Source organism: Enterobacter sp. PI-10, from assembly GCF_027947695.1.
Lineage (GTDB): Bacteria > Pseudomonadota > Gammaproteobacteria > Enterobacterales > Enterobacteriaceae > Enterobacter > Enterobacter vonholyi.
This window is the reverse complement of sequence record NZ_JAJNOG010000006.1, coordinates 32,978-56,836: the sequence shown is the minus strand read 5'-3', so window position 1 is coordinate 56,836 and position 23,859 is coordinate 32,978. Positions and strand designations below refer to the sequence as shown.

13 protein-coding genes are annotated in these 23,859 nt (G+C 60.6%); 6 read left to right on the top strand and 7 right to left on the bottom strand.

Features of this window, described 5'->3' with window-relative positions:
• Positions 1-2 precede the first annotated feature (2 nt).
• From LRM19_RS14180 to LRM19_RS14170, 3 genes are read left to right on the top strand one after another with little or no spacing between them, the layout of a single operon-like run.
• The gene (locus tag LRM19_RS14180; RefSeq protein WP_271369191.1) at positions 3-1,556 is read left to right on the top strand and encodes a xanthine permease; all 1,554 of its coding nucleotides are present in this window, start codon (positions 3-5) and stop codon (positions 1,554-1,556) included.
• Positions 1,553-2,509, top strand: a complete 957-nt coding sequence (locus tag LRM19_RS14175) for a carbamate kinase family protein (protein WP_271369190.1) — start codon at positions 1,553-1,555, stop codon at positions 2,507-2,509. Before LRM19_RS14180 ends, LRM19_RS14175 begins: the two co-directional genes overlap by 4 nt.
• A gap of 1 nt (position 2,510) precedes the next feature.
• Entirely contained in the window at positions 2,511-3,890 is a 1,380-nt protein-coding gene (locus tag LRM19_RS14170) for an amidohydrolase family protein (RefSeq protein WP_271369189.1), read from the top strand.
• 116 nt (positions 3,891-4,006) lie between these two features.
• Here the strand turns inward: LRM19_RS14170 and LRM19_RS14165 are convergent, their stop codons facing one another.
• Positions 4,007-4,609: a short chain dehydrogenase gene (locus tag LRM19_RS14165; RefSeq protein WP_023308908.1), complete on the bottom strand. Its 603-nt coding sequence runs from the start codon at positions 4,607-4,609 to the stop codon at positions 4,007-4,009.
• Positions 4,610-4,706: 97 nt separating this feature from the next.
• On the opposite strand from LRM19_RS14165, the gene LRM19_RS14160 reads away from it, so the two are divergent.
• The 3 genes from LRM19_RS14160 (at position 4,707) to LRM19_RS14150 (ending at position 7,400) form a co-directional block, all read left to right on the top strand.
• Positions 4,707-5,594 carry a LysR family transcriptional regulator gene (locus LRM19_RS14160; protein ID WP_271369188.1) on the top strand — a complete coding sequence of 296 codons (888 nt, stop codon included), beginning with the start codon at positions 4,707-4,709 and terminating at the stop codon, positions 5,592-5,594.
• Positions 5,595-5,614: 20 nt separating this feature from the next.
• Positions 5,615-6,796, top strand: a complete 1,182-nt coding sequence (locus LRM19_RS14155) for an aminotransferase-like domain-containing protein (RefSeq protein WP_115876109.1) — start codon at positions 5,615-5,617, stop codon at positions 6,794-6,796.
• 85 nt (positions 6,797-6,881) lie between these two features.
• Positions 6,882-7,400: a DUF6622 family protein gene (locus LRM19_RS14150; protein WP_271369187.1), complete on the top strand. Its 519-nt coding sequence runs from the start codon at positions 6,882-6,884 to the stop codon at positions 7,398-7,400.
• Positions 7,401-7,420: 20 nt separating this feature from the next.
• Here LRM19_RS14150 and LRM19_RS14145 read toward each other — a convergent pair whose 3' ends face one another.
• The 6 genes from LRM19_RS14145 to LRM19_RS14120 form a co-directional block, all read right to left on the bottom strand.
• Complete coding sequence (locus LRM19_RS14145; protein ID WP_271369186.1) at positions 7,421-7,768, bottom strand: HigA family addiction module antitoxin; 348 nt, start codon at positions 7,766-7,768, stop codon at positions 7,421-7,423.
• 10 nt (positions 7,769-7,778) lie between these two features.
• Positions 7,779-8,078 carry a type II toxin-antitoxin system RelE/ParE family toxin gene (locus LRM19_RS14140; protein WP_136195161.1) on the bottom strand — a complete coding sequence of 100 codons (300 nt, stop codon included), beginning with the start codon at positions 8,076-8,078 and terminating at the stop codon, positions 7,779-7,781.
• A gap of 250 nt (positions 8,079-8,328) precedes the next feature.
• Positions 8,329-9,498, bottom strand: coding sequence for an HlyD family efflux transporter periplasmic adaptor subunit (locus LRM19_RS14135; RefSeq protein WP_271369256.1), 1,170 nt, complete (start codon positions 9,496-9,498; stop codon positions 8,329-8,331).
• 10 nt (positions 9,499-9,508) lie between these two features.
• The gene (locus LRM19_RS14130) at positions 9,509-11,707 is read right to left on the bottom strand and encodes a type I secretion system permease/ATPase (protein ID WP_133295003.1); all 2,199 of its coding nucleotides are present in this window, start codon (positions 11,705-11,707) and stop codon (positions 9,509-9,511) included.
• On the bottom strand, positions 11,704-13,107 hold the full coding sequence (locus tag LRM19_RS14125; RefSeq protein WP_111965879.1) for a TolC family outer membrane protein: 1,404 nt from the start codon (positions 13,105-13,107) through the stop codon (positions 11,704-11,706). The genes LRM19_RS14130 and LRM19_RS14125 overlap by 4 nt, the downstream gene beginning before the upstream one ends.
• A 79-nt stretch (positions 13,108-13,186) precedes the next feature.
• A complete protein-coding gene (locus tag LRM19_RS14120; protein WP_271369185.1) occupies positions 13,187-23,254 on the bottom strand; it encodes a BapA/Bap/LapF family large adhesin in 10,068 nt (3,355 codons plus the stop codon).
• Positions 23,255-23,859 lie beyond the last annotated feature (605 nt).

The following is a 23,859-nucleotide window of genomic DNA, read 5'->3' as shown; positions in this document are numbered from 1 at the left end:
CCATGAAAAACATGAAGCTGGAGTGGAAAAGAGGTGACTGGGCGGCTTATTTCGGGTTGATGACCAACAACCTGACCAATTTGCTGACCATGATGGGGTTGCTCATTTTTGCCGTCGGCATCCCGAAGGAGATTGTTTATGGACGCATCGCGCCGGCCTTCGGGCTGGCGGTGCTGGCCGCGAGTATCTGCTACGCGTGGTTCGGCATGCAGATGGCGCGCCAGACCGGGCGCACGGACGTCACCGCGCTGCCGTCCGGCCCCAGCGCGCCGTCAATTTTTACCGTGACCTTCCTGGTGCTGATGCCGGTGTATCAGCAAACGGGCGATGCGGAGTTCGCTATTCAGATTGGCCTGGTCTGGTGCTTCGTTGAGGCGATGATTCTTGCGGGCGGTTCATTCCTGGGCGAAACCATCCGCAAGATGATCCCGCGCACCGTGCTGCTGTCGTGCCTCTCCGGTTTAGGCCTGCTGCTGCTGGCGATGAACCCGATGCTGCAGGCGTTTGAAGCGCCGACCGTATCGTTCATCGTCCTGCTGCTGATCTTCATCAACTGGTTTGGCAAAAAGCCGATTTTCGCCAGAATCCCTACCGGCCTGCTGTTGCTGATAGCCGGTACCGCACTGGCGTGGATCTCCGGCCTGCAAAGCCCGGAAGCGATTAAAGCGTCCATGTCATCCTTCGGCTTTAACCCGCCGCAGGTGCATGTGGAAGGCTTCCTGCAGGGCCTGCCGCACGCGCTGCCGTATCTTGCCTCTGCCGTACCGCTGGGTCTGGCGAACTACATCTTTGACCTGGAGAACATCGAAAGCGCCCACGCGGCGGGAGATGAATACCCGACGCGTAAAGTCATGCTGGCGAACGGTCTGGCCTCCATGCTCGGCTGCCTGATGGGGAACCCGTTCCCGGTGACGGTTTACGTCGGCCATCCCGGCTGGAAAGCGATGGGGGCCAGCATCGGCTACACGCTGGCCTCCGGCGTGACCATGTTCATCGTGCCGCTGTTCGGGCTGGGGGCGTTTATGCTCGCCATCATTCCGATGACCGCCATCGTGCCGATTCTGGTGTTTATCGGCGTGGTCACCGCCAACCAGGTGGTGAGGGAAACGCCGAAGGTGGAAGTGCCGGTGATCTTCATCTGCCTGTTCCCGTGGATCGCCAACTGGGCGCTGACCATGATGAACAGCGTGATGGGAGCGGCGGGCACGAATGCCGCCAAAATCGGTACCGACGTGCTGCACAGCAAAGGGATCTACTACGAAGGATTAGTCCATCTGGGGAACGGGGCACCGCTCGCCAGCATGCTGTGGGGCTGTATCGCCATTTTTGCCATCATCAACAAACCGCTGCGCGGTGCCGTGGCTGCGGCGGGCGGGGCGCTGCTGGCGCTGTTCGGGGTGATCCACGCCCCGGTGGTGGGCTTTGCCGAAGGCAGTTCGCTGATGTTCGTCACCGCGTATCTGATGATGGGCGGCATGTTTGTGGTGAAGCATTTTCTCGACAGCCGGGAAGTTGCGAGCGCTGCGTCTGGTAATGTTGCGAAGGAACACGTATGAAAGAGCTTATGGTCGTTGCCATCGGCGGCAACAGCATTATCAAAGACAACGCCAGCCAGTCGGTTGAACATCAGGCGCAGGCGGTGAAAGCGGTGGCAGAGTCGGTGCTGGAAATGCTGGCCTCCGACTATGACATCGTGCTCACCCACGGCAACGGCCCTCAGGTGGGGCTGGATCTGCGCCGTGCTGAAATCGCCCACGAGCGGGAGGGGCTTCCCCTCACGCCGCTGGCAAACTGCGTGGCGGACACCCAGGGCGGCATTGGCTACCTGATCCAGCAGGCGCTGAACAACCGCCTTGCCGCGCGCGGCGAGCAAAAGGCGGTCACGGTCGTCACGCAGGTGGAAGTGGATAAAAACGATCCCGGCTTTGCGCACCCCACGAAGCCGATCGGCGCGTTCTTCAGCGAGGCGCAGCGCGACGAGCTGCAGCGCGCGCACCCGGACTGGCACTTTGTTGAGGATTCGGGCCGGGGATATCGTCGCGTGGTGGCCTCGCCCCAGCCGCTGCGCATCGTCGAGGCGGATGCGATTAAGGCGCTAACGCAGAAAGGTTTTGTGGTCATCGGCGCGGGCGGCGGCGGTATTCCCGTGGTGCGCACTGAGCAGGGCGATTACCAGAGCGTCGACGCGGTGATCGATAAAGATCTCTCCACCGCGCTGCTGGCCCGTGAGATTTGCGCCGACGTGCTGGTGATAACTACCGGCGTGGAAAAGGTGTGCATCAACTTCGGCAAGCCAAATCAGCAGGCGCTGGAGACCGTCGACGTAGCAGAGATGACGCGCTACATGGACGAAGGCCACTTCCCGGCGGGCAGCATGCTGCCCAAAATCGTCGCCTCGCTGGCGTTTTTACACCACGGCGGCAAGCGCGTGATTATCACCTCGCCGGACTGCCTGCCCGCCGCGCTGCGCGGGGAAACCGGTACCCATATTATTAATGAAGGAAGATAAGATGAGTGAAAATAAAAGCCGCCGTGAATTCATCAGCCAGAGCGGCAAAATGGTGACCGCCTGCGCGCTGTTTGGCGCGACCGGATCCGTCGCGTATGCTGCCGACTCCGCAAAGCCAACCTGCGAGACGGGTAAACCGATGACGATCACCGCGAAACATTACTATCTGGACAACGTGCTGCTCGAAGCCGGGTTTAATTTCGACGGCAGCGTGGCGACGAGCACCCGCACCGAGCTGAAAACGCTTGAGATTCAAGACGGGAAGATCGTCGCCCTGCGCGATAACAAGCGCCACGCCGACGCCACGCTGCCGCACTACGACGCGGGCAACAAGCTGATGCTTCCGCCGATGCGCGACATGCACATTCACCTGGATAAAACCTTTTACGGTGGCCCGTGGCGTTCCCTCAACCGCCCGGCAGGTACCACCATTCAGGATATGATCCGCCTGGAACAGAAGCTGCTGCCGGAGCTTCAGCCCTACACCCAGGAGCGTGCGGAAAAGCTGATCGATCTGATCCAGTCGAAAGGCTCCACCATCGCCCGCAGCCAGTGCAATATCGAGCCGACCTCCGGCCTGAAGAATCTCGAAAACCTGCAGGCGGTCCTGGCGCGCCGTAAGCCCGGCTTTGACTGTGAAATCGTCGCCTTCCCACAGCACGGGCTGCTGCTGTCCCATTCCGAAAAGCTGATGCGCGAGGCGATGCAGGCCGGGGCGCACTACGTGGGCGGGCTGGATCCAACCAACGTTGACGGCGCGATGGAGAAATCTCTCGACCTGATGTTCCAGATTGCGCTGGACTACGACAAAGGAGTGGATATTCATCTGCACGAGACCAGCCTGGCGGGCGTGGCGGCGGTGAACTACATGATCGAAACCGTGGAGAAAACGCCGGAGCTGAAGGGGAAGCTGACCATCAGCCACGCCTTTGCGCTGGCGACGCTTAACGAAAAGCAGGTGGATGAGATCGCCACCCGCATGGCGGCGCAGCAGGTGACCATCGCCTCCACCGTGCCGATTGGCACCCTGCATATGCCGCTGAAGCAGCTGCGGGACAAGGGCGTGTTTGTGATGACGGGAACCGACAGCGTGATCGACCACTGGTCGCCGTACGGTCTGGGGGACATGCTGGAAAAAGCGAATCTCTACGCCCAGCTCTACATCCGCCCGAACGAGCAGACGCTCTCCCGCGCATTAGGTATCGCGACCGGCGACGTGCTGCCGCTGAACGACAAAGGCGAGCGCGTGTGGCCGAAAGCGCAGGATGACGCCAGCTTTGTGCTGGTGGACGCCTCCTGTTCCGCCGAAGCCGTGGCGCGCATCTCTCCGCGTACCGCAACGTTCCACAAGGGCAACCTCGTCTGGGGCGTTGTGGGTTGATGTGCATTTCTCCCTCTCCCTGTGGGAGAGGGGGGATGGCATCAGGCCGCACTTCTGTAGGCCGGGTAAGCGCAGCTTCCACGCCCGATGCTGGTGCCGATCGCCGCGCGCACGGCTCAGTAGCCGACCTTGTATACCCGCCCGCTCTGCACGCCTTCCACGCTGCGGCGATAGGCTTGCGCCACCGTCGCGGCAGGCACGCTTTCGAAGCCCGGGAAGAAGCCATCGTACGTTTCGACGGATTCGGTGAGAACCGTCGGGCTAATCAGGTTGATGCGGATCCCGCGCGGCAATTCGCAGGCTGCGGCGCGAACAAACCCTTCCAGCGCCGCATTCACCGTGGTGGCATTTACGCCCTGCGCAATCGGTTCGTGCGCCACAATTCCGCTTATCAGCGTAATCGAGCCGCCTTCGTTCAGGTAGTGCTGGCCGGTCAGCGCCAGGCGCACCTGTCCTAGCAGCTTATCCTGTAGCCCCTGGTTAAAGTCGCTATCTTTCATGGTCGCGAGCGGGCCAAAGTAGAGGCCACCGCTGGCGGACACAATGGCATCCACCGGACCGATTTTCTCGAACAGCGCCTGAACGCTCGCCTGAGAGGTGATATCTACCTGCTCGTCGCCCTGCGTGCGGCCGACGCGGATGACCTCGTGGCGACGACTCAGCTCTTCCGTTACCGCACGACCAACCGTACCGCTGGCACCAATAATGACGATTTTCATAGCCGACTCCTTCTGTTGTGAGCCTTCATTCTTTAATAAATTAAAATACGGATAAACTGGGCTAAAGTTAGAAGATTGCTAACCAGAGGTTTGGAATATGGATAAGCTTCGCAGCATGGAGACCTTTATTGCGGTGGTTGAAAGCGGCAGCTTCACCGGCGCGGCAGCACGGCTCGAGATGTCGGCGGTGATGGTGGGGAAGTACGTTGCGCTGCTGGAATCCCAGCTTGGCACCCGCCTGCTGGAGCGTAACACGCGGCGCCAGAGCCTGACCGACGCCGGACGGGTCTATTTCGACGAGGCGAAGCGGGTGCTGGAGCAGGTCGCGATCGCCGAAAGCGCCGTGGAACGCCTGCGCGCCGCACCGTCAGGCACCCTGCGCGTGACGGCGCCCACCTCGTTTGGCGGCAGCGCGATCGCGCCGCTTACGGCCTCCTTTTTGCAGCGCTACCCGGAAGTGCGCATCGAGCTGGATCTCACCAACCGGATGGTGGATCTGGTGGAGGAGGGTATCGATCTGGCCATTCGTATTGGCGACATTCACAACGACGATCTGGTGGCGAAATACCTCTGCCCTTACCGGATGGTGATCTGCGCCGCGCCGGACTACCTGGCACGCTACGGTACGCCGCAAACCCCTGCCGATCTGGTGGATCATCTCTGCCTGTCCCACAGCGTGTGGACCGCGCGCAACGAGTGGCGGCTGCCTGGCGTCGAGGGCGAGGTGCGCTGGAAGCGGGATGCGGTCTTAAAATGTAATGACGGCTACGGGCTCCGGATGGCCGCGAGAGCCGGAGCGGGACTGCTGCTGCAGCCGGAGGTGCTGGTGGCGGAAGATCTGGAAAGCGGCAGGCTGGTTCGGGTGCTGAAAGAGTATATTCCGGCGCCGAGACCCGTGCATTTATTGTGGCGTCAGGATTTACGTCAACTGCCTAAGCTTACGGAATTTATCGCCCATATTCTGCTAAGATTGGGCACACTATAAAAAAAGAAGGTAAGCAAAGAATGTCTGTGAGTAAACTCGCCAGCAGCGCGCAGGGCCTGCAATCATCTGCCATCCGTGAATTATTAAAACATAGCAAAATGGCCGGCGTCATTTCGCTCGGTGGGGGGATTCCGAATCCGGCCTTGTTCGATCACGAAGGCCTGAAAATTGCCGCTGATGCCGTGTTATCTCAGCATTTTGGCGAGGCATTCCAGTACGGCCTGACCGAAGGCGTGCCGGGACTGCGGGAAGAGATTCAGCGTATTTGCGAGGGGCGAGGCATTCGCTGTAAGGCGGATGACGTGGTCGTGACCTCTGGTTCACAGCAGTCCCTCGACGTGCTGGCGCGTGCTTTGATTAATCCGGGCGATATTGTCGTCGTCGAGCGTCCAACCTATCTTGCTGCGCTGCAGGTATTCGGCCTGGCGCAGGCGAATTTTGAATCCGTTGGCACCGACGGCGACGGCATGAAGGTTGATGAACTTGAGGCGTTGGTGGCAAAGAAAACCATCAAAGCGGTCTATATCGTTCCAACCTTTGGTAATCCTGGCGGCGTGACGCTTTCTGAGGCGCGTCGTAAACAGCTGGTGGAACTCTCGAAGCGCTATGACTTCGTGATTATTGAAGACGATCCGTACAGCGAAATTAATTACACCGACGAAGTGTTCCGCCCGTTGATTGCTCACGCCAAAGATATCGGTAATGAAGAGAACGTGGTGTATACCTCCACCTTCTCCAAAATTCTCGCTCCCGGAACCCGCGTGGGCTGGGTGCTGGTACCGGAGTGGCTGAAGCGTGCGGTGGTCAACCTTAAGCAAACCACCGATCTGCACACCAGCACGCTGTCGCAGCTGATGACGTATGAGTACCTGAAAACCGGTCGTCTGCCCGCTCAGATTAAAACGATCCGCGAAGCCTATCGCCAGAAATACCAGACGTTCGCAACCGAGCTGGAGGCCGAGCTTGGCGACGTGATGTCTTTCCACAAGCCGAAGGGCGGCATGTTCCTGTGGGCGAATATGAAAAATGGTAGTAATACCACCCGCTGGCTGGAAAAAACGTTAAGTAACGGCGTAGTATTTGTGCCGGGCGAATTTTTCTACTGCAATGAGCCAGACCATTCAACGCTGCGTATGTCATTTGTCACGCCAACGGATGAAGAGCTGAAGGAAGCGGTTCAACGCCTGAAAAAATCGCTGTAAAAGACCTGCGCATAACGGTGGTTTTGCCGTTATGCGCAATACGCGTTCAGGGCGGCACGGGCCGCAATCGTCCATGGAGAACTCCATGTTTGAATTTCTGATCGGTGTTGTGACGCACACGCCCGTCTGGGTGTGGGTGCTGTTTATCTTCCTCATCTCTCGCGGCCTTAAAGCCCGACGGCCCGCCACCGTGACGCTGGAGAGGCTTGCCATCATTCCGGCAATATTTCTAATCTGGGATATCTACGATCTGGTGGTTTACCGCACGTTAACCCCCGGGACAGTCGCATTGTGGACGGCGGGGATCCTCGCCGGGGCCGCGCTGGGGTATGTTCTGATTAAGCAGGCGGTTATCACCCGCGCAGAGGCGCCGAGAAGCATTTACCGCCAGGCGGACTACACCGCGCTGCCGTTTATGATGCTGGCGTTCGGGGTGAAGTATGTGCTGGGCGTGATGAGCGCAGTCTCTCCCCAGACGATGCAGCAGCCTGCCATGAGCGCGCTGGCGATCGTCTCCGGCGGCGTGTTTGCCGGTGTGTTTATTGGGAAATTTGCGCGTTATATTGGCGTGTATAACAGCGCCGCACCTCGCCCGGCGGAGTAAGATCTCCGCGCCTGTTCGGGTCAGGCTACATCCGGTTGGCCAGATTTTCGCTTAGCCATGACGTCCGCAACGGTCTTTATACGGCTTAGTTCCTCCTGCGTCCTGGCGTTAGATTGCGCTTCCCAGATATCGACGTTCAGCTGTAAGTTCAGCCAGAATTCAATCGTGGTATCAAAGGCTTTTGCCAGCTTGATCGCCATATCGGCAGTAAGCTTGCGATTGTTATTGACCAGCGCGCTGATGGTGTTGCGGTGAACATTGAGCATATCCGCCAGATCGCTGATTTTCAGATTGAGCGGTTCAAGATACTCATACTGCAACACGTCGCCCGGCGTGGTGGGTTTGCGGAATGCCTGTTGAAGTGTCATAGATGATGCCTCACTTGTGTTGCGTGTACTTGTGTGGAGAGAGGTACAGATCTTCTGCTTTGCCCTCTGTCCAGCGAAATACGAGCCTGTATTGCCTGTTTACCCGGATGGAGGAATAGCCCTTCAGCGGAGGATTCAATGCTTCATACATATTACCCGGTGGCGATCGCAAATCCCTGTGCGAGGTTGCTGCCCTGATGATATCGAGCTTTCTCGCAAGCGCTGTTTCCAGATTTGAAGGGATAACATTGCTCGATCTGCCGTAAAGAAAAAAATCCTCAAGCCAATGATCCCGAAAATAACTAATCATAATGCTGGCGAGCTCCAGTCCGTGAAGCTGACTGAATAGTAATGCACTCCTGCACTGTGCGCAAGTGCGTTTCGTCTGCGGTTAATATTACCTGGGCGATGGCTGAAGGGAAGTGGGATGCATGACTAAAGATTAATCCTCCGAGGCAGGTTCCAGTTCTGGCGTGCGGTTTAATGCCCGGCGGCGCTGCGCTTGCAAGGGCCTGGGGGGATGTAGGCCGAGTAATGCGCAGCCGCCACCCGGCGATTGGCTATCGCTCCCTTAGCGCCTCTTTCGCCCGGTTGAACGGTTTAATCAGATAATCCAGCACCGTTTTCTCTCCGGTCTTAATGTCCACCGTCGCAATCATCCCCGGTACAATCGAGAAGTGCCTGCCCGCCTTATTGACCAGGTAATCCTGACTGGTGCGGATAAACACCCTGTAATAGAACACCTCCGGCTTGGCCTCATCCTGAATGGTATCCGGGGAAATCGTCTCAACGACCCCGTGCAGGCCGCCGTAAATGGCGTAATCGTAGGCGGTGATTTTGACCAGCGCCTCCTGGTTCGGGTGGATAAAGGCGATATCGCGCGGCGACAGGCGAGTTTCGATCAGCAGGTGATCGTCCACCGGCACAATCTCCATCAGCTCGCCGTTGGGCGGGATCACCCCGCCGATGGTGGTCACCTTGATATTTTTCACGATCCCGCGCACCGGGGATTTTACCGTCAGACGGGTGACGGAATCCTGGCGGCCCTTGAGGATGGCTGAAACCATATCCACCTCAGCGTTGGCTTTGGATAACGCCTCGCGCGCCTGGACGTAATACTGCGAACGCACGTCGGTGAGCTTCAGCTCCAGATCGCTTTTCTGCCGCTGCAGGCGCAGCACCTCCACGTGGCTGGCGGCCCCGGTTTTCACCAGCCGCTGGGTAATGGCCAGCTCTTTATTGGCGAGATCTAACGCGGCGCGAAGCTCCCGCTGGGTATCCTCCAGCTGCGCGCGGCGCGAGTTGTAAAGCCGGGTTTCGTCGGAAATCAGATCCGGCCATTTCGCCAGCGAAGGCGGGAATTTCAGCGGCAGATCGTTTACCTCGGCGTACAGGCGGGCGCTGGAGGCCAGTGAGGCCCGGTAGCGCGCCGCGCTTTCGCCGACGTTCGACTCAGAACGCGTCGGGTCAAGCCGCGCCAGCACCTGTCCGGCCTGCACCTGATCGCCTTCGTGGACGTTCAGCTCGGTGAGGATCCCGCCGTCGAGAGACTGTAAGACCTGCTCGCGCGAGCTGGGGATCACTTTACCCGAACCGGTTGACACCTCATCCAGCACGCCAAACCATGCCCAGACGCCCAGCACTACAAACATCAGCAGCGAGAAGATCACGATCCGGCGCGCGCCGGTGTAGCCGCTTTCGGAGTCGAGGGCGTTATCCAGATCGTCCATTGCCGCCACGTCACGCTGACTGATTTTCATTTTTCCACTCCCGTCCGGTTGCTGCCTGCTGCTGTTGCTGCTGCATACGGCTGTTGCTCAGCGCCTGGGCTTTTGGTGCGTCCATCACCAGCATGCCTTCTTTTAACACCACGACGCGCTCCACCAGTTCCAGAACCGGTACGCGGTGCGTGGCGACGATCAGGGTGCGATGCCCGAGCCAGTCGCCCAGGCGCTGGATGAATTCCCGCTCGGTGTGCTCATCCAGCGACGCGGTGGGTTCATCCATCAGCACAATATTCGGATCGCGCAGGAGCATTCGCGCCAGCAGAATCGACTGGCGCTGCCCGCCGGAGAGCCCTACGCCGTTTTCCATGATCGGATAGTCCAGCCCCTTGGGCAGCTTCTGCACGAAGCCCGCCGCGCCGGTCAGCTCCAGCGCCTCGAAAATTTCTTCGTCGGTGGCGCGCGGCATGCCGAGGGTGATGTTTTCGCGCAGGGTGCCGTAAAACAGCCGCGCGTTCTGGGTCATAAAGCCGACGTTGCGCCGCACGTCCGCCACGTCGAGATGCGGCAGGCTGAAGCCGTCGAGCCGCAGTTCGCCCGCCGCCAGGTCCATCCCGCCCGCCATCGCCTGCAGCAGGGTTGATTTGCCCGCGCCGTTGCGCCCGAGGATCGCCACTTTTTCTCCCGGCCTTATCTCCAGGCGATTAATGCGCAGCGCCATGCGCGGATCGTCCGGCTGATAGCGGAACTGCGCCTGCTCGAAAAGATAGTGTCCGCGCAGGACGTCCTGGCGGATCGGCGTCTCCTCGCGCTGGTTTTCGGTGGGAAGCTGCATGATGCTGTCCAGTCCCTCTTTTGCGGCTTTGACCTGCTGCCAGCGCGCCAGCACGCCGCACAGCGTCGCCATTGGGGCGATCATGCGGGAAGCCAGCATCGACGCGGCGACCACCGAGCCGGTGGTCAGGGTACCGTCGATCACCATCGGCGCGCCGACCACAATCACCCCGGCGTAGACCAGGCTCTGAATGGTCATCCCCCAGCTGATCAGGTTCTGCGTCAGCTCACGAGTGCGCAGGCCGGATTCCGCGGTGATCTGGATATAGCTGTTCCACTGCTGCAAAAAGCGGTTTTCCGCCTGCATCAGCTTGATGTCCTCCAGGCCCTGCACGCTCTCCACCAGCACCGCGTTGCGCAGGGTTGATTCATGGGCCGACTGCTTTGCCAGCTCCGCCAGCTTCTTCTGCAGCAGCAGGCCGGGCAGGACCATGATCACCGCCGCGACCGGGGCGATCCACGCCAGCTGCGGGGCGATGATCGCCAGCACCACCACGAACAGTAAAAAGAAGGGCAAATCGACAATTGTCGAGATGGTGGACGAGGTCACCATCTCACGGATCTGCTCCAGCTCGCGCAGCTGTGAGATAAAGCTGCCGGTGGAGCGGGGGATCGCGCTGTTGCGCAGCCGCAGAGCGTGGCCGAATACGCGATCCGAAACGCGCATATCCGAGCGCTTGCCCAGCAGATCCATAATGTGCCCGCGCGCCACGCGCAGCACAAAACCAAACAGGGTGGCAATCAGCACCCCGATGGTCAGGACGTACAGCGTCGGGTAGGACTGGGCGGGGATCACCCGGTCATAGACCTGCATGGAAAAGACGATCCCGGAGAGCGACAGAACGTTGATAAACAGCGCGGCGAGCATCACCCAGCTGTAGGGGCGGAGATCGCGCATCACCAGCCGGTAGAGCCAGTCCGGACGATATTTGGAGATATAGGCATCCACGCGGCTGTCCTTCAGCGCGGCGAGTGGACGCAGGGCAATAACGTGGCGTATAGCGGGCAGCATCGCCGTCATCGACAGCCGATTGGTGTAGGTCTCGTCGTCGAAAAAGCTGACTTCCAGCGTATCGTCCCCGTCGAAATGCTCGATCACGCCGATCCTGTCGTCATTCATCGCTACGACAACCGGCAGACGCCAGCTGTTGATCGCCTGTCGATCGTCGGTAAGGAGCTGAAACGACAGCCCTGCTTCGCGGGCCAGCTGGGTGAGGGCGGGCACCATCGGTTTGCCTTTCAGCCAGGGTGCGCCTGCAATCAGCGCGCCGGGCGAGCAGGCGACGCGATAGCGCGTGGCAACAAAACCAAAGGCCTGTGCCCACTGCGCCAGCGCCTCATCCGTCATGTTTTCACCTTGCGGGATATCACGCTGCTTCATGGCTGGATCTCCACGGTCTGGATGGTGCGGTTATCAAGATCGAACGCGTGGCGCAGCTGTCCGGTGTTATACAGGCAGTTGAGCTGCAGCTGGTGCAGCTGACCGAGGGTCTGCTGCTGGGTGAAGCGCGCCTGATAAACCTCCTGTTCGGCGTTGAGCACGTCGAGCAGCGGGCGCGAGCCGAGGTCAAGATACTGCTGCTGGTACAGTTCGCGGGTGCGGGCGCTGAGCGCCTCCTGACGGCCCTGAATTTGCAGCGTGCTTTGCAGGCTCATCACCTGGCTGCGGGCTTCCAGCAGTTTCTGGCGGACATCAAGACGCGTGCGCTGAATGGTGGACTGCGCCGCCTCCACCGCGTGTCCGGCAGCGTTACGCCGTGCGGTGAGGCCGCCGCCCTGATAAAGCGGCATCTGAACTTTCACCCATGCGGAATACTGGGTGCGATCCCGCGTGTCGCTGCCCGCGTAGCGATCGTTCATGTAGTGGCGCACCTCCGGCTCCAGCGAGACGGTTGGCGTCATCTGCGCGTCGGCATAGTCCAGGTTAGCCTGGGCGACGTTAGCCTGCGCCCAGGCGGCGAGAACGGCGGGAACCAGGCGGTCGTCCGGCTCGGCGATGTCGCAGCTCCGGCCCAGCTTTTGCGGAAAGTCATTGCTTATCGCGTTCAGGCTGTTCCAGCCGAGAAAGCTCATCAGCGTGGCGCGGGCGCTGTCCAGACTGGCCTGGTACTGCATCAGCTGAGCTCGCGCGCCTTCGATTCGGGCATCGGTCTGCACCACGTCAGAGAGCGATGTAGCCCCTTCGTCGTTACGCTGGCGGGTCAGCGTGCCGATAGAGGAGAGGGCGTCGAGCTGCTCTTTAGCGGTCTCAACCATCTGCTGCCAGGTTTGCACCTGCACCATGGCGACGGCGGTATCGTGGGCGATAGTGTCGATACTCACCAGCACGTTGGCCTGCTGCTGGGCAACGCCGGCGCTCTCGGCGCGTACCTGGCTTGCCACTTTGCCAAAGTCGTAGAGCATCTGTGAGAGAGAAAGCACCAGCGACGGCGTAAAGCCGTTCTGGTCGCCGTCGTGGGAATAACCGTTGTCCACGCCGGCATTAATCTGCGGATAGTATTTTGACTTAGCGACGTCTACCTCTTCGCTCTGCTGGTAGAGTTTCCCCACGGCTTCGCTGATGGCCGGGTGCCAGGTGACGGCGCGGTTAACGGCATCGCCAAGCTGCAATGAACCGGGTGCGGCTTTGCCAGCCGCAGGTGCGACGCGGCCGTTGAGCGAGGGGAGTTCCTGCGTTTCGCGAAGCTGTCCGGTATTGATGGTGGCCGCCGGATTTGCGCAGAAAGCGGGCACAGATATCAGGCAGCACGAGAGCCACCAGTAAGGCATCTTCATTCCCATGTCATGTCCCTATAAAAAAATACGGCTTTATTATTTATGCCCGGGCGCTGCGCGCCCGGGTCATCTCTTGCAGGTGGTATCAGGTAATGATGTGTTGCTGGTTAACAAGCTCGTCGTAGGTGGTCTGAACGCCATCAAGCGTAACGAGCGTGGTATTAGTGTAGGTGCCCCCTGCACCATCACGGTCGATGGAGATCACGGTATTGCCATTACTATTAGTGACATGGAGATAATTCCCGAGCGTCGCGGCGCTACCGTTCCAGCCCACCAGCAGATCGCCGATGTCGATCTTGTCGCCCTGTGCCAGCGAGAAGCCGGTCCAGTGATCGCCCGCGGCACTGCTGGTGTTACCCCCCGTACCGTTGCCCACCGTGCTGTTCAGCACCTGGTAAATCAGCGTATCGCCGTAGGCCGTACCGGTGATGGCGTCGTTATGCTCAGAGCTGATGAACTGCGGCGCCATATTGATGGTCAACGTGGCGCTGTCCGTTCTTCCGGCAGAATCGGTCAGGGTGTAGTTGAAGGTCTCCTTCGAAGTCATGGTTGAGAGCGATACCCCGCTGTTGAGGGTATAGGTGTAATGGCCGTCAGCGCCGATCGCCAGCGTGCCGTAGTGGCCGACAATGTTCACCGTTGCGCTGCCGGTATACGGGTCCAGCGTGGTGGTCACGCCGTTGTAGCCGGTCACGCTCAGACGGGTATCCACCGAGTGGAGCTGATCCAGCACGCCGCCGGAGTCGGTGCCGTCAAAGATATTGCCGTTGACGGTGTGGCTGCCGGTGACGTCGAAATTACTCAGCGAGTAGGTGGTGCCGTTCACGCTTGGGGTAATGGTGATGTTTCCGACGCTCAGCCCCGGGACGCTACCGGTAAAGTTCAGCGTATAGGTCCCGGCGTTGAGATCCAGCCCGGTCAGCGCGACGTCGATACTGCCGCCCAGCAGCGAGGCCCCGCTGAAGGAGCCGCTGCGGATCACGCCCGAGCCGTCGCTGATAGACCAGTTCACCGTCAACCCGGTCAGCGACAGCAGCGATGCCACGCTAAAGTGCAGCGACGCGTTGTGCAGCGCGGTGTTCGCGTCGACCACGAAGGTTCCGCTGCCGCTGCCCTGGGTTGACGAGAGCAGGGCCGTCGTCCAGCTGGCGGTGCCCACGGTCGTATCCGAGTAGACCGACGTGTGATGTACCGAGGTAAGGTCCATCGTGGCGCTGACATCGTTCACCGCATTCATCGCCTGCGCGGTTGGGGTGATGTTGAGCGATGCCGTATCCTTCGAGCCGTCAGGCGCGGTAACGGTGTAGACGAAGGTATCCGGCGTGCTGATATGGTCCGCCCCCACGCCGCTTCTCAGGGTATAGGTGTACTGACCGGACGAATTGATGGTCAGCGTGCCGTATTCTCCCTGAATGGTGGTGGTTCCACTGCTGTTGACCGCCACTCCGTTCACTTCGGTAACCAGCGTGCCCGCTGGAACCGGATCATTCGCCAGCACGTCGCCCGTGGTGGTTTCGCTGATGCTCGCCACGCTGTAGACATGGTCCTGCAGGACGTTAAGCGTGTAGGCCGTCAGTACGGCGATCCCGGATGCGGTATTCAGCAGGAACAGATACTCCCCGGCAGGCAGGTTCAGCGTCAGCTGCGGTGACGTACCCCCCAGCAGCGGGGCGCGCAGCCAGCCCGACTCGACGCGAACCTGCTCGAAGGTCTGGGTCGCATTGTTGAACTTATAGACGTACAGGTCGAACACCGACGCCAGCGCCACGCCGCCCACGGAGGCCTGGATGGTCATGGTGCGGGTCGTCCCTTCCTCCACGTTGTAGATGATCGGGTTGGTCATGTCGTCCAGCAGGTTAAGCCCCAGCGTGCTGCCGAGATTAATGCCCACCAGGGTAAAACCGTTCTGAGACGAGGCGCCGTTATTCACCTCACTCACGGTGGTGTCAAAGGTCAGCGAGGCCGTGTCGTCCACTGCCACAATGCCGTTGATTACCGTACCGGCACCCAGAGACAGCACCAGGTTCGCCGACGCGCTGACGCCGTTATGGGTGATGGTGTAGGTGAAGCTCTCCGTCCGGCCAACGACCGCGGCGCTGGTGTCGGTCAGGTTATAGGTATAGCTGCCGTCGCGGTTGATGGTCAGCGTACCGTATTTGCCCTGGATCACCGTGCCGTCGGCGTTCACGCTGGTGGTAACGCCCTGCGCGTTAGTCACCGTGGAGATAGTGGTTCCGGCCGGCGCGTTGTCGCTGCCGGCGGTCGGATCCGTATCGAGGATCACGTTGCCGTTGAGACTGGTATCGCCGGTAACCGTACCCGGACCGGTCTCTTTCACCGCCACGTCGAGGCTGGTGTAGGAGCCGGTTGCCAGCAGGTTGGTGTTATAGCTAAGCACGCGGTAGTTACCGTCGGCCAGCCCGGTCAGGTTCAGCGAGACGCCGGTAGCGCCGAGGGTCAGGAGATCGGCAAACTGCGGTTGGCCGGTATCCACCACGGTAGTCCAGACGCCGTTGACGTAGTGCTGAACTACCAGCTCAAGAGTGTTGAGCAGAGAGAGCACCGCCCCCGTAGCGTTAGCATTCACCACGATATCCGCGCTGCCGCCGTTGCCCACCGTAAAGTTCACCTGCGCGGTGTCATTGCCCAGCAGCGTCAGGACGTTGCCCACGGCGCCGACCAGCAGGAAGCCGTAGTCGCTGTACTGGCTGTTGGTCACGGTCGCCGTGGTGCTGAGGTTTAGCTCTTCAACGTTATTGCTGGCGGAGAGCGGCAACACCGGCGCAAGGACGGAGCCCGGCAGGGAGGTGTTGCCCGCGGCGTCGGTAGCGGTGATCTGCAGCGTCTGGCCTTCGATCTGTTTGTTAATGAAGGTGTAGCTGTAGGTGCCGTTGTTGCCCGCAATGGCGGTCACCGTCGAGCCGTCCGCAAGGCGGATTGTGACGGTACTTCCCGCCTCCGCGCTCCCGGTCAGGACGCTACCGTCGGCGTTGAGGGTCCCGGTCGGCGCCGTTGGGGCGGTCGTATCGACGATAATCGTCGTCACGCCTGACGCCGTGCTGGTGTTGCCTGCCGCATCGGTGGCCGTGGCGGTGAAGTTATGCGTGCCCTGCGTCAGCGTGGTGGTTTGCGGCAGGGTCCAGTTGCCGTTGCCATCGGCGGTCACCGTGCCGACCAGCGTAATACCATCGTAGATCCTGACCGTGGCATTCGCTTCGGCTGTCCCGCTTAGCGTTGGGCGCGTATCGTTGGTCGGATTCGTACCGGTCACCGGACCGATAACGCTGCCGACATCATCAATCACCGAACTGATAACCGGCGCGCCCGGCGCGAGGGTATCGACGTTAATGACATATCCGGCGGTGGGGGCGCTGGCGTTGCCCACCGCATCGGTGGCGGTGAAGGTCAACGTGTGCGCGCCGTTGCTCAGCGCCGGAGATGGCGTAAAGCTCCACGCGCCGCCGGTCGCCGTCACGCTGCCGATCTGTACGCCGTTATCAAAGATTTTCACCGTCGACCCGGCTTCCGCCGTGCCGCTGAGGGTTGGCTGCGCGTCGTTGGTGAACCCGCCGTTTGCAACCGGCGTCGCCGCATTGCCCACGTCATCCAGAATGCTGGTCAGCACCGGCAGCGCAGGCGGCGTGGTGTCAACGGTGAGGCTGAAGCTGGTGGACGACAGGCTGGTATTGCCCGCCGCATCCGTCGCCTGCGCGGTGAAGCTGTGCGCGCCCGCGGTCAGCGTGGTGTTGAGCAAGATACTCCAGCTCCCGTTGCTATCCGCAGTGCCTGTTCCGACAAGCGTAGTTCCCTCATATATTTTCACGGTGGCAAACGGTTCGCTGGTCCCGACAAGGCGCGGAACGGTATCGTCGGTTGTTTGCCCGGACGTTAGCGGGCCGGTGATGCTGCCCACGTCGTCTACCGCCTGGCTGATAACCGGCGCGTTTGGTGCCGCGGTATCAACAATCAGGGTAAAGCCCGGCGAGGTCGGGCTGACGTTGCCCGCTGCATCGGTGACCGTGGCGGTCCAGGTATGGCTGCCGTTGCCCAGCGGTGCTGATGGCGTAAAGCTCCATGCTCCTGTACCGTCCGCCTGAACGGTGCCGACCGGCTGACCGTTCTCATAAACGGTGACCGTGGCGTTGGCGGTCGCGGTGCCGTTCAGCGTCGGCGTGGTGTCGTCGGTGCTCTGCCCCGAAGAGAGCGGGGTTTGAATGTTGCCCACGTTGTCACCCGCGGTCGAAATGATCGGCGCCGACGGCACGCCCGTATCCACCGTCAGGGTAAACGGCGTCGTCGTGCCGCCGGTATTGCCCGCCGCATCGGTGGCGTTGAAGGTGATGGCGTGTGGCCCTTCGCCCAGATCGGTACCCGGGGTAAAGGTCCAGCTGCCCTGGGCATTGACCACCGCTGTGCCAATTTCGTTGCCATCAACGATCACGTGCACGGTAGAACCCACTTCGCCCGTACCGTTGAAGGTTGGACGCGCGTCGTTGGTGCTGTTACCCGACGTGAGCGTCCCGGTGACCGGACCGACATCGTCAATCACGCTGGTCACCACCGGTACGCCGGGGGCTGCGGTATCAATGGTAAAAGCGAAGACCGATGAGTTCGCCGAGGCGTTGCCTGCGGTATCCGTTGCATACGCGCGCAGGGAGTAGCTGCCGTCGCTCAGCGGCGCGGTCGGCGTAAAGGACCAGTTCCCGCTTCCGTCAACGGTCGTTGTACCAATCTGCGTGCCGTTATTCATGATGTGGATAGTGCTGCCCGCCAGCCCGGTGCCGCTGATGGTTGGGGTGCTGTCGTTGGTTACCTGGCCGCTGGTGAGGTTACCCTGGACGCCGCCAGGGATGTCGTCGTTTACATTATCCAGCGTCGGAACCGTCGGAGCGGTCAGATCAACCACCACGCTCCAGGGAGCAGAGACCGCGCTGACGTTGCCCAGCGGGTCGGTCGCCCGGACGGTGAAGCTGTGCGAGCCTTCGCCGAGCGCGGTGTCAGGGGTAAACGTCCATGCGCCGGTGCCGTCAGCCGTTACCACGGCAATCTGGGTGCCGCCGTCGAAAATTGTCACCACGCTGTTTGCGTCCGCTGTCCCCGAAAGGGTTGGCGTGGCGTCGTTCGTTTCGCTGCCGCTGACCACCGTGGTGGCGGCGTTGCCGACATTATCCGTGACGTTGGTGATGACCGGCGTGGCGGAAACGGAGTCCACCACGACGGTGAAGCCCGCCGAAGGGCCGCTCTGATTCCCCGCAGGATCGGTCGCGCGGATGGTCAGGACATGGTTGCCCTCTGCCAGGGTGGGCGTGGTGTAGCTCCAGGTGCCGGTGTTGCCTACCAGCACGCTGCCCAGCAGCGTCCCGTTGTTGTAGATGGAGATGGTATCGCCCACCGCGCCGGTGCCGGTGAGGGTCGGCTGGTTGTCGTTGGTGGTCTGGCCGCTGGTCAGCGGGCCGGTGCCCGGACCGACGTCGTCAATCACCGCGCCGATAGTTGGCGTGCCCGGGGCGGTGAGGTCGACGGTGACGCTGGCCGCCGGAGAGCGGCCGCTGGTCTGGCCGTTGAGGGTCGCAGTCACTTCAAAGGTGTGCAGCCCCTCGCCAAGCGCCGCCGGCGTATAGCTCCAGTTGCCGCTGCCGTCGGCGGTCACCGTCGCCAATGGCGTCGCGCTACCGTCCAGATAGATGGTAATCAGGCTGCCCGCTTCGGCCGTGCCGGTAAGTGTTGGCGTGGTGTCGTTGGTCGTTTTGCCTTTCACATCGCCAGTTACCGGATCCGCATCATCGACGATCGCCGTGATGACGGGCACCTGCGGCAGCTCAAGCGACGAGTCGGTGACGACAAAAGGCACGCCCGCGCTGGCATTCCCTGCGGCGTCCGTAGCGTTCACGGTCAGCGTGGTCGGGTCCAGCTGCGCCGGACTCAACGCAATCGAGAAGCTGCCGTCGCTGCCGACAACGCCGGTACCAATGACCGTGCCACCGCTATCTTTTACGGTAATAGTACTTCCTATTTCACCTGTACCGGTTAGCGGCGTTCCTTCCTGAGCCAGAGCCATGTTGATCGGGTCGGCAGGCGCGGCAGTATCCACCGTCACGCTCAGCGGTACTGAATCGCCGGAGGAATTACCCGCTGGATCGCTGGAAGAGACGGTGAACGTATGAGGACCATCCGGCAGCGTCGTGTCGGCGGTCCAGCTCCAGGTGCCGCCCGGCTGGACCGTCACAAGCACTGTAGACGGTGTGCCGTCTACGGAAACGATAACGGTGGTGCCGGGTTCACCGGTCCCGGTAAGAGTTGGCGTGCCGTCCTTCGTGTAGAGCACGTTACTGGACAGCTGGCTGTCGGCTACCGCACTAATGACGGGGATCTCAGGCGCAACGGTATCGAGCGTGACGGTAAAGACTGAACTCGGCGCGCTGAGGTTACCCGCTGCGTCCACTCCCGCTACGGTAATGTTGAGCGGGCCGTCCGTTTGCGTGGGGAGCGTCAGGCTCCATTCTCCATTAGCCACCACGACACGACCCAGCTCGACGCCGTTGTTGTAGACGATCACCGTCTCACCGTTAACGCCGGTTCCTCCCACTGTCGGCGTGGTATCCGTAATGTAGCCTCCGTTCGGTTCACCGCCCACGGCGCTGATCGCTGGCGTAGCCGGTGTCACTGTATCCACGACGATCGTAATCGCAGGAGAAGCGTCAGAAACGTTGCCCGCTTCATCGGTGGCGGTGGCGGTAAAGGCGTGGCTGCCCTCGGCAATGTCGCTGCCAGGACGCCAGCTCCAGTTGCCGCTGCTGTCTACCGTGACGGTGCCCACGACGGTCGATATGCCGTTGACGGTGTCAGTGATGTTGATGACATCGTTCGGCGTCCCGGTGCCGCTCAGGACCGGGCGCGGATCGTTGGTTGTTCCGCCATCGGGTACGGGGCCGGTGATCTGGGTGACGCTGTCGGTGACGGTCGGTGCCGCAGGCGTAGCCGGCGCCTCGGTATCAATGGTGATGGTAACCGGCTGCGACGGGGCGCTTTCGTTGCCCGTGCCGTCCACGTTGGTGACGGTCAGGGTGATGTCATAGGTACCGCCGGGCAGCGGGGTTGATGGTGTCCACGACCAGCTGCCGGTATTGTCCACGACAGCATCGCCGATTTTGACGCCGTTGTTGTAGATCGTCACGGTATCGCCCGCCGTGCCGGTACCGCTCAGGGTTGGCGTGGTGTCGCGGGTGGTTTCGCCCGAGTTCAGCGTTGTTTCTGTTCCGTCAGGATTGACGGTGATGGCCGGCACGTCCGGCGTGACAGGCGCGACGGTATCTACCGTCAACACAAACGGGCTGGAGATGGTGGTATTGCCCGCGGCATCGGTGGCGTGAACCGTCAGCGAATGCGGGCCGTCGGTGAGCGGGGTAACGGGCGTAAAGCTCCAGCCGCCGTTGCCGTCGAGGGTGGCGGTGCCGAGCAGGGTGGTGCCGTCATAAATGGTGATCGTCGCATCGGCCGGAGCGGTGCCCTGCAGCTGAGGTTTGGTGTCATCCGTGGTATCGCCGCTGCTGAGCGGACCCTGAACGCCGCCGACGTCATCGGTCACGGTGCCGATGGTTGCCGCCACTGGTGGCGTGGTATCGACGGTCAGGGTGAAGCCGCCTGACGGCTGGCTGGTGTTACCCGCCGTATCGGTGGCGACAACGGTAAAGGTATGAGGCCCGCTGACAAGAGGCGTCGTGAGGGTATAGGTCCACGCGCCATTGTTGTCGACCGGAACCGTGACAAGATCGGTGCCATCGAGGCGGATGGTGACGGTTGAGCCGGGTTCAGCCGTGCCGTTGAGCGTCGGCGTGGTGTCGTTAGTGCTGTCGTTAGGGTTGAGCGCGCCGAGGCGTTCCGGCACATCATCCACCACCTGGGTGATGATTGGGGCAGCAGGCGCCACGCTGTCAACCGTCAGAGTCCAGGTGTTGGAGACGCCGCTAGTGTTGCCTGCCGCATCGGTCGAGACGGCGGTAAGATCATGGGGGCCTTCACCGATCGGGGTGGAAGGGGTAAAGATCCATACGCCAAGGCCATTGGCGACGGTCGTACCAACAGCAACACCGTCCACGCGCACGGTGACAGTCGCGTTTGCTTCGGCGGTACCGCTGAGCGTCGGGGTGGTGTCGTTAGTGGTCCCATTCAGGTCGATCGCGCCGGTGCGCCCGGGGACATCGTCCACGACTTGTGAAATCACCGGGGCGCCAGGTGCCGTCCCGTCGACGTCAATTGTCCAGGAGTCTGATAACCCGCTCGGGTTACCGGCGGGGTCCGTCGCCTTCGCCGTCAGCACGTACGTGCCATCGGTTAGCGGTGCGGGCGGCGTAAAGCTCCACAGGCCGGAAGAGGGAACAACCACCGTACCGAGGACATCGCTGCCGTTATAAATCGTGATGGTCGAGCCCGCTTCGCCCGTCCCGTTCACGGTCGGCGCCCGGTCGTTGGTGATCCCGTTCGGGCCCACGGGGCCGGTGGAGGCCTGTACGTCATCAACAACCGACACGATAACTGGCGTCTGCGGTGGAGTAATATCCGGTGCCGCCGCGGAGGTGGTAGGACTCGTGTTGCCAGCCGTGTCGGTGGCGTCAGCGGTCAGGATTTCGCCGTTGAGCTTCGGCGGGGTCAGCGTCAGGCTGAAGTTACCCTGACTATCGGCAACAACTGGAGTGCCAACGAGTGCGCCGCCTTCACGGATGGTCACCGTGCTGCCCGGCTCTGCTGTACCGCTGATGGTGCCGCCATCATTTGAAACCACGAGGTTTCCAGGGGCTAACGGCGGCGTGGTGTCCACGGTGAAGATGACAGGCTCTGAGGTCGCGCTCAGGTTTCCGGCGGCATCGGTTTCAGTGACGGTTATGGAGTGCGTCCCGTCCGGAAGCGGACCGTTCGGCGTTACGCTCCAGGTGCCGTTGGGCAGTACCGTCGTTGTGCCAACCACCACGCCGTTATCGTAAATAGTGATGGTTCCGCCGGGCTCGCCCGTTCCCGCCAGGATCGGCAGTGAAGCATCGGTAGGCGCGCCCGACGTGATGGTTCCCTTGATAACGCCCGTATCGTCGGTCAGCACAATCGCGGTCGGGGCGTCCGGCGGAGTAAGATCCACCGTCAGGGTAAACACCGGCGAGGCAGGCCCGGTGTTGCCGGCAGCGTCGGTTGCCCGCACGGTAATCTGGTGAGTGCTTTCGCTCAGATCAACTGAAGGGGTAAAGGTCCAGGTGCCGTTGCTGGCGACGACCGCCGTACCAATGGCGATCCCGCCGTCATAAATCGTCACGGTCGAACCCGCTTCACCGGTGCCGGTAAGCTGCGGACGCTGATCGTTGGTGCTGCCGCCGTTGCTGACTGCCCCCGTCTGTGGAGCCGTATCGTCAGTTACGCTGGTGATGGCTGGCGCATCGGGCGCAGTGGTGTCCGGGGCGGTAAGATTCGTGCCCGGGCTGGTATTCCCGGCGTTATCCGTCGCGGTGGCGGTCACCTGCTCGCCGTTGGTCAACGGCGTGTCGAGAGAGACGGTAAAATTGCCATCGCTGCCCGTTTTTCCTGTGCCAATGACGTTACCGTTCGCGTCTTTCAGCGTGATGGTACTGCCGGGTTCTGCGGTACCGGTGACCGTTTTGCCATCTGAAGAAAACTTAAGGCCGGAAGGCGCGTTCGGCGCTGTCGTATCCGGATCGGCCGAATTGTTACTGCTGCCATTATCACCACCACCACCGCCAGTGCTTGCCGCCGCCGCAATGCCGCCCGCAGCGGCAATCCCGCCCAGGGCCCATGGCCAGATGGCGGCACCACCGGTGTCGCTCCCTGAGGCTGCAAGCAGCACGTCCGTGGACGCGATGGATTCGTACGTGGCGGCTCCGGTTGGATCTTCAATCCACCATAAAGCGCCCTGGCTGTCCTGCAGCACCAGCTGGCTCACGCCCTGCGCGTCCGCGACGTAGAAATTTTTAAGGGTGATCACCTCGCCGGAGTGGAGCGTAACCAGCAGATCGTTACCATTTCGCGCGAAGTGAGAGACGCTCGCTCGCTCGACATGAAGCTCAACGACAGAGGAATGGCTCAGCGTAACCTGGGCGCCTTCCGTGGTCGTTTCCACGCCAGTAAGTTTCGAAATAACAGAGATTTGGCTCATTTAGGTATTACTCCAGCAGATGTGTCATGAACGGCGAGCAAGACGAGCCATCTCTGCAGAAGGTAAAGGGCGCCCCCGGCGCAGTCGCTGTTATAACGCAGCACTCACCGTCGTTTTTTGCGCGCACGATGCCCGCCAGAATTCAGAGTGGCAACATCAGAGCGAATCTAATGACTTATAAAAGAGAACAGTTTTTATGGGTGTTTTGCGTCTTATAAAACCCTGCATTTAATAGAGGAATTATTTTTCGGAATATAAAAATGATATAGACAGAAAACGATAGTTGTGCAACTTAAGCTTTCTTAAATAAGTGCCAAAACAATGAAGAGGGCATTAATACATGGGGGGCGTTAATAATTTAAATTGCATAACATATTGTTTTATATGATTTTGTTTTTTCCTTTTGATGCTGATTATAAATATGATTAACGCAGTATGATAATTGGTAGGGGACATTTTCAATATAATGATCAACGTTGTTTTTTAAGCGTGCTTAATATGCATTTAAGTTAGGATAACATTTTTGATATAAAATATATTATATCACTCGTACAATGAAATATATTCTTGTGAGGGGTTAAAGTTCTGCTATCACGCGAAATGAA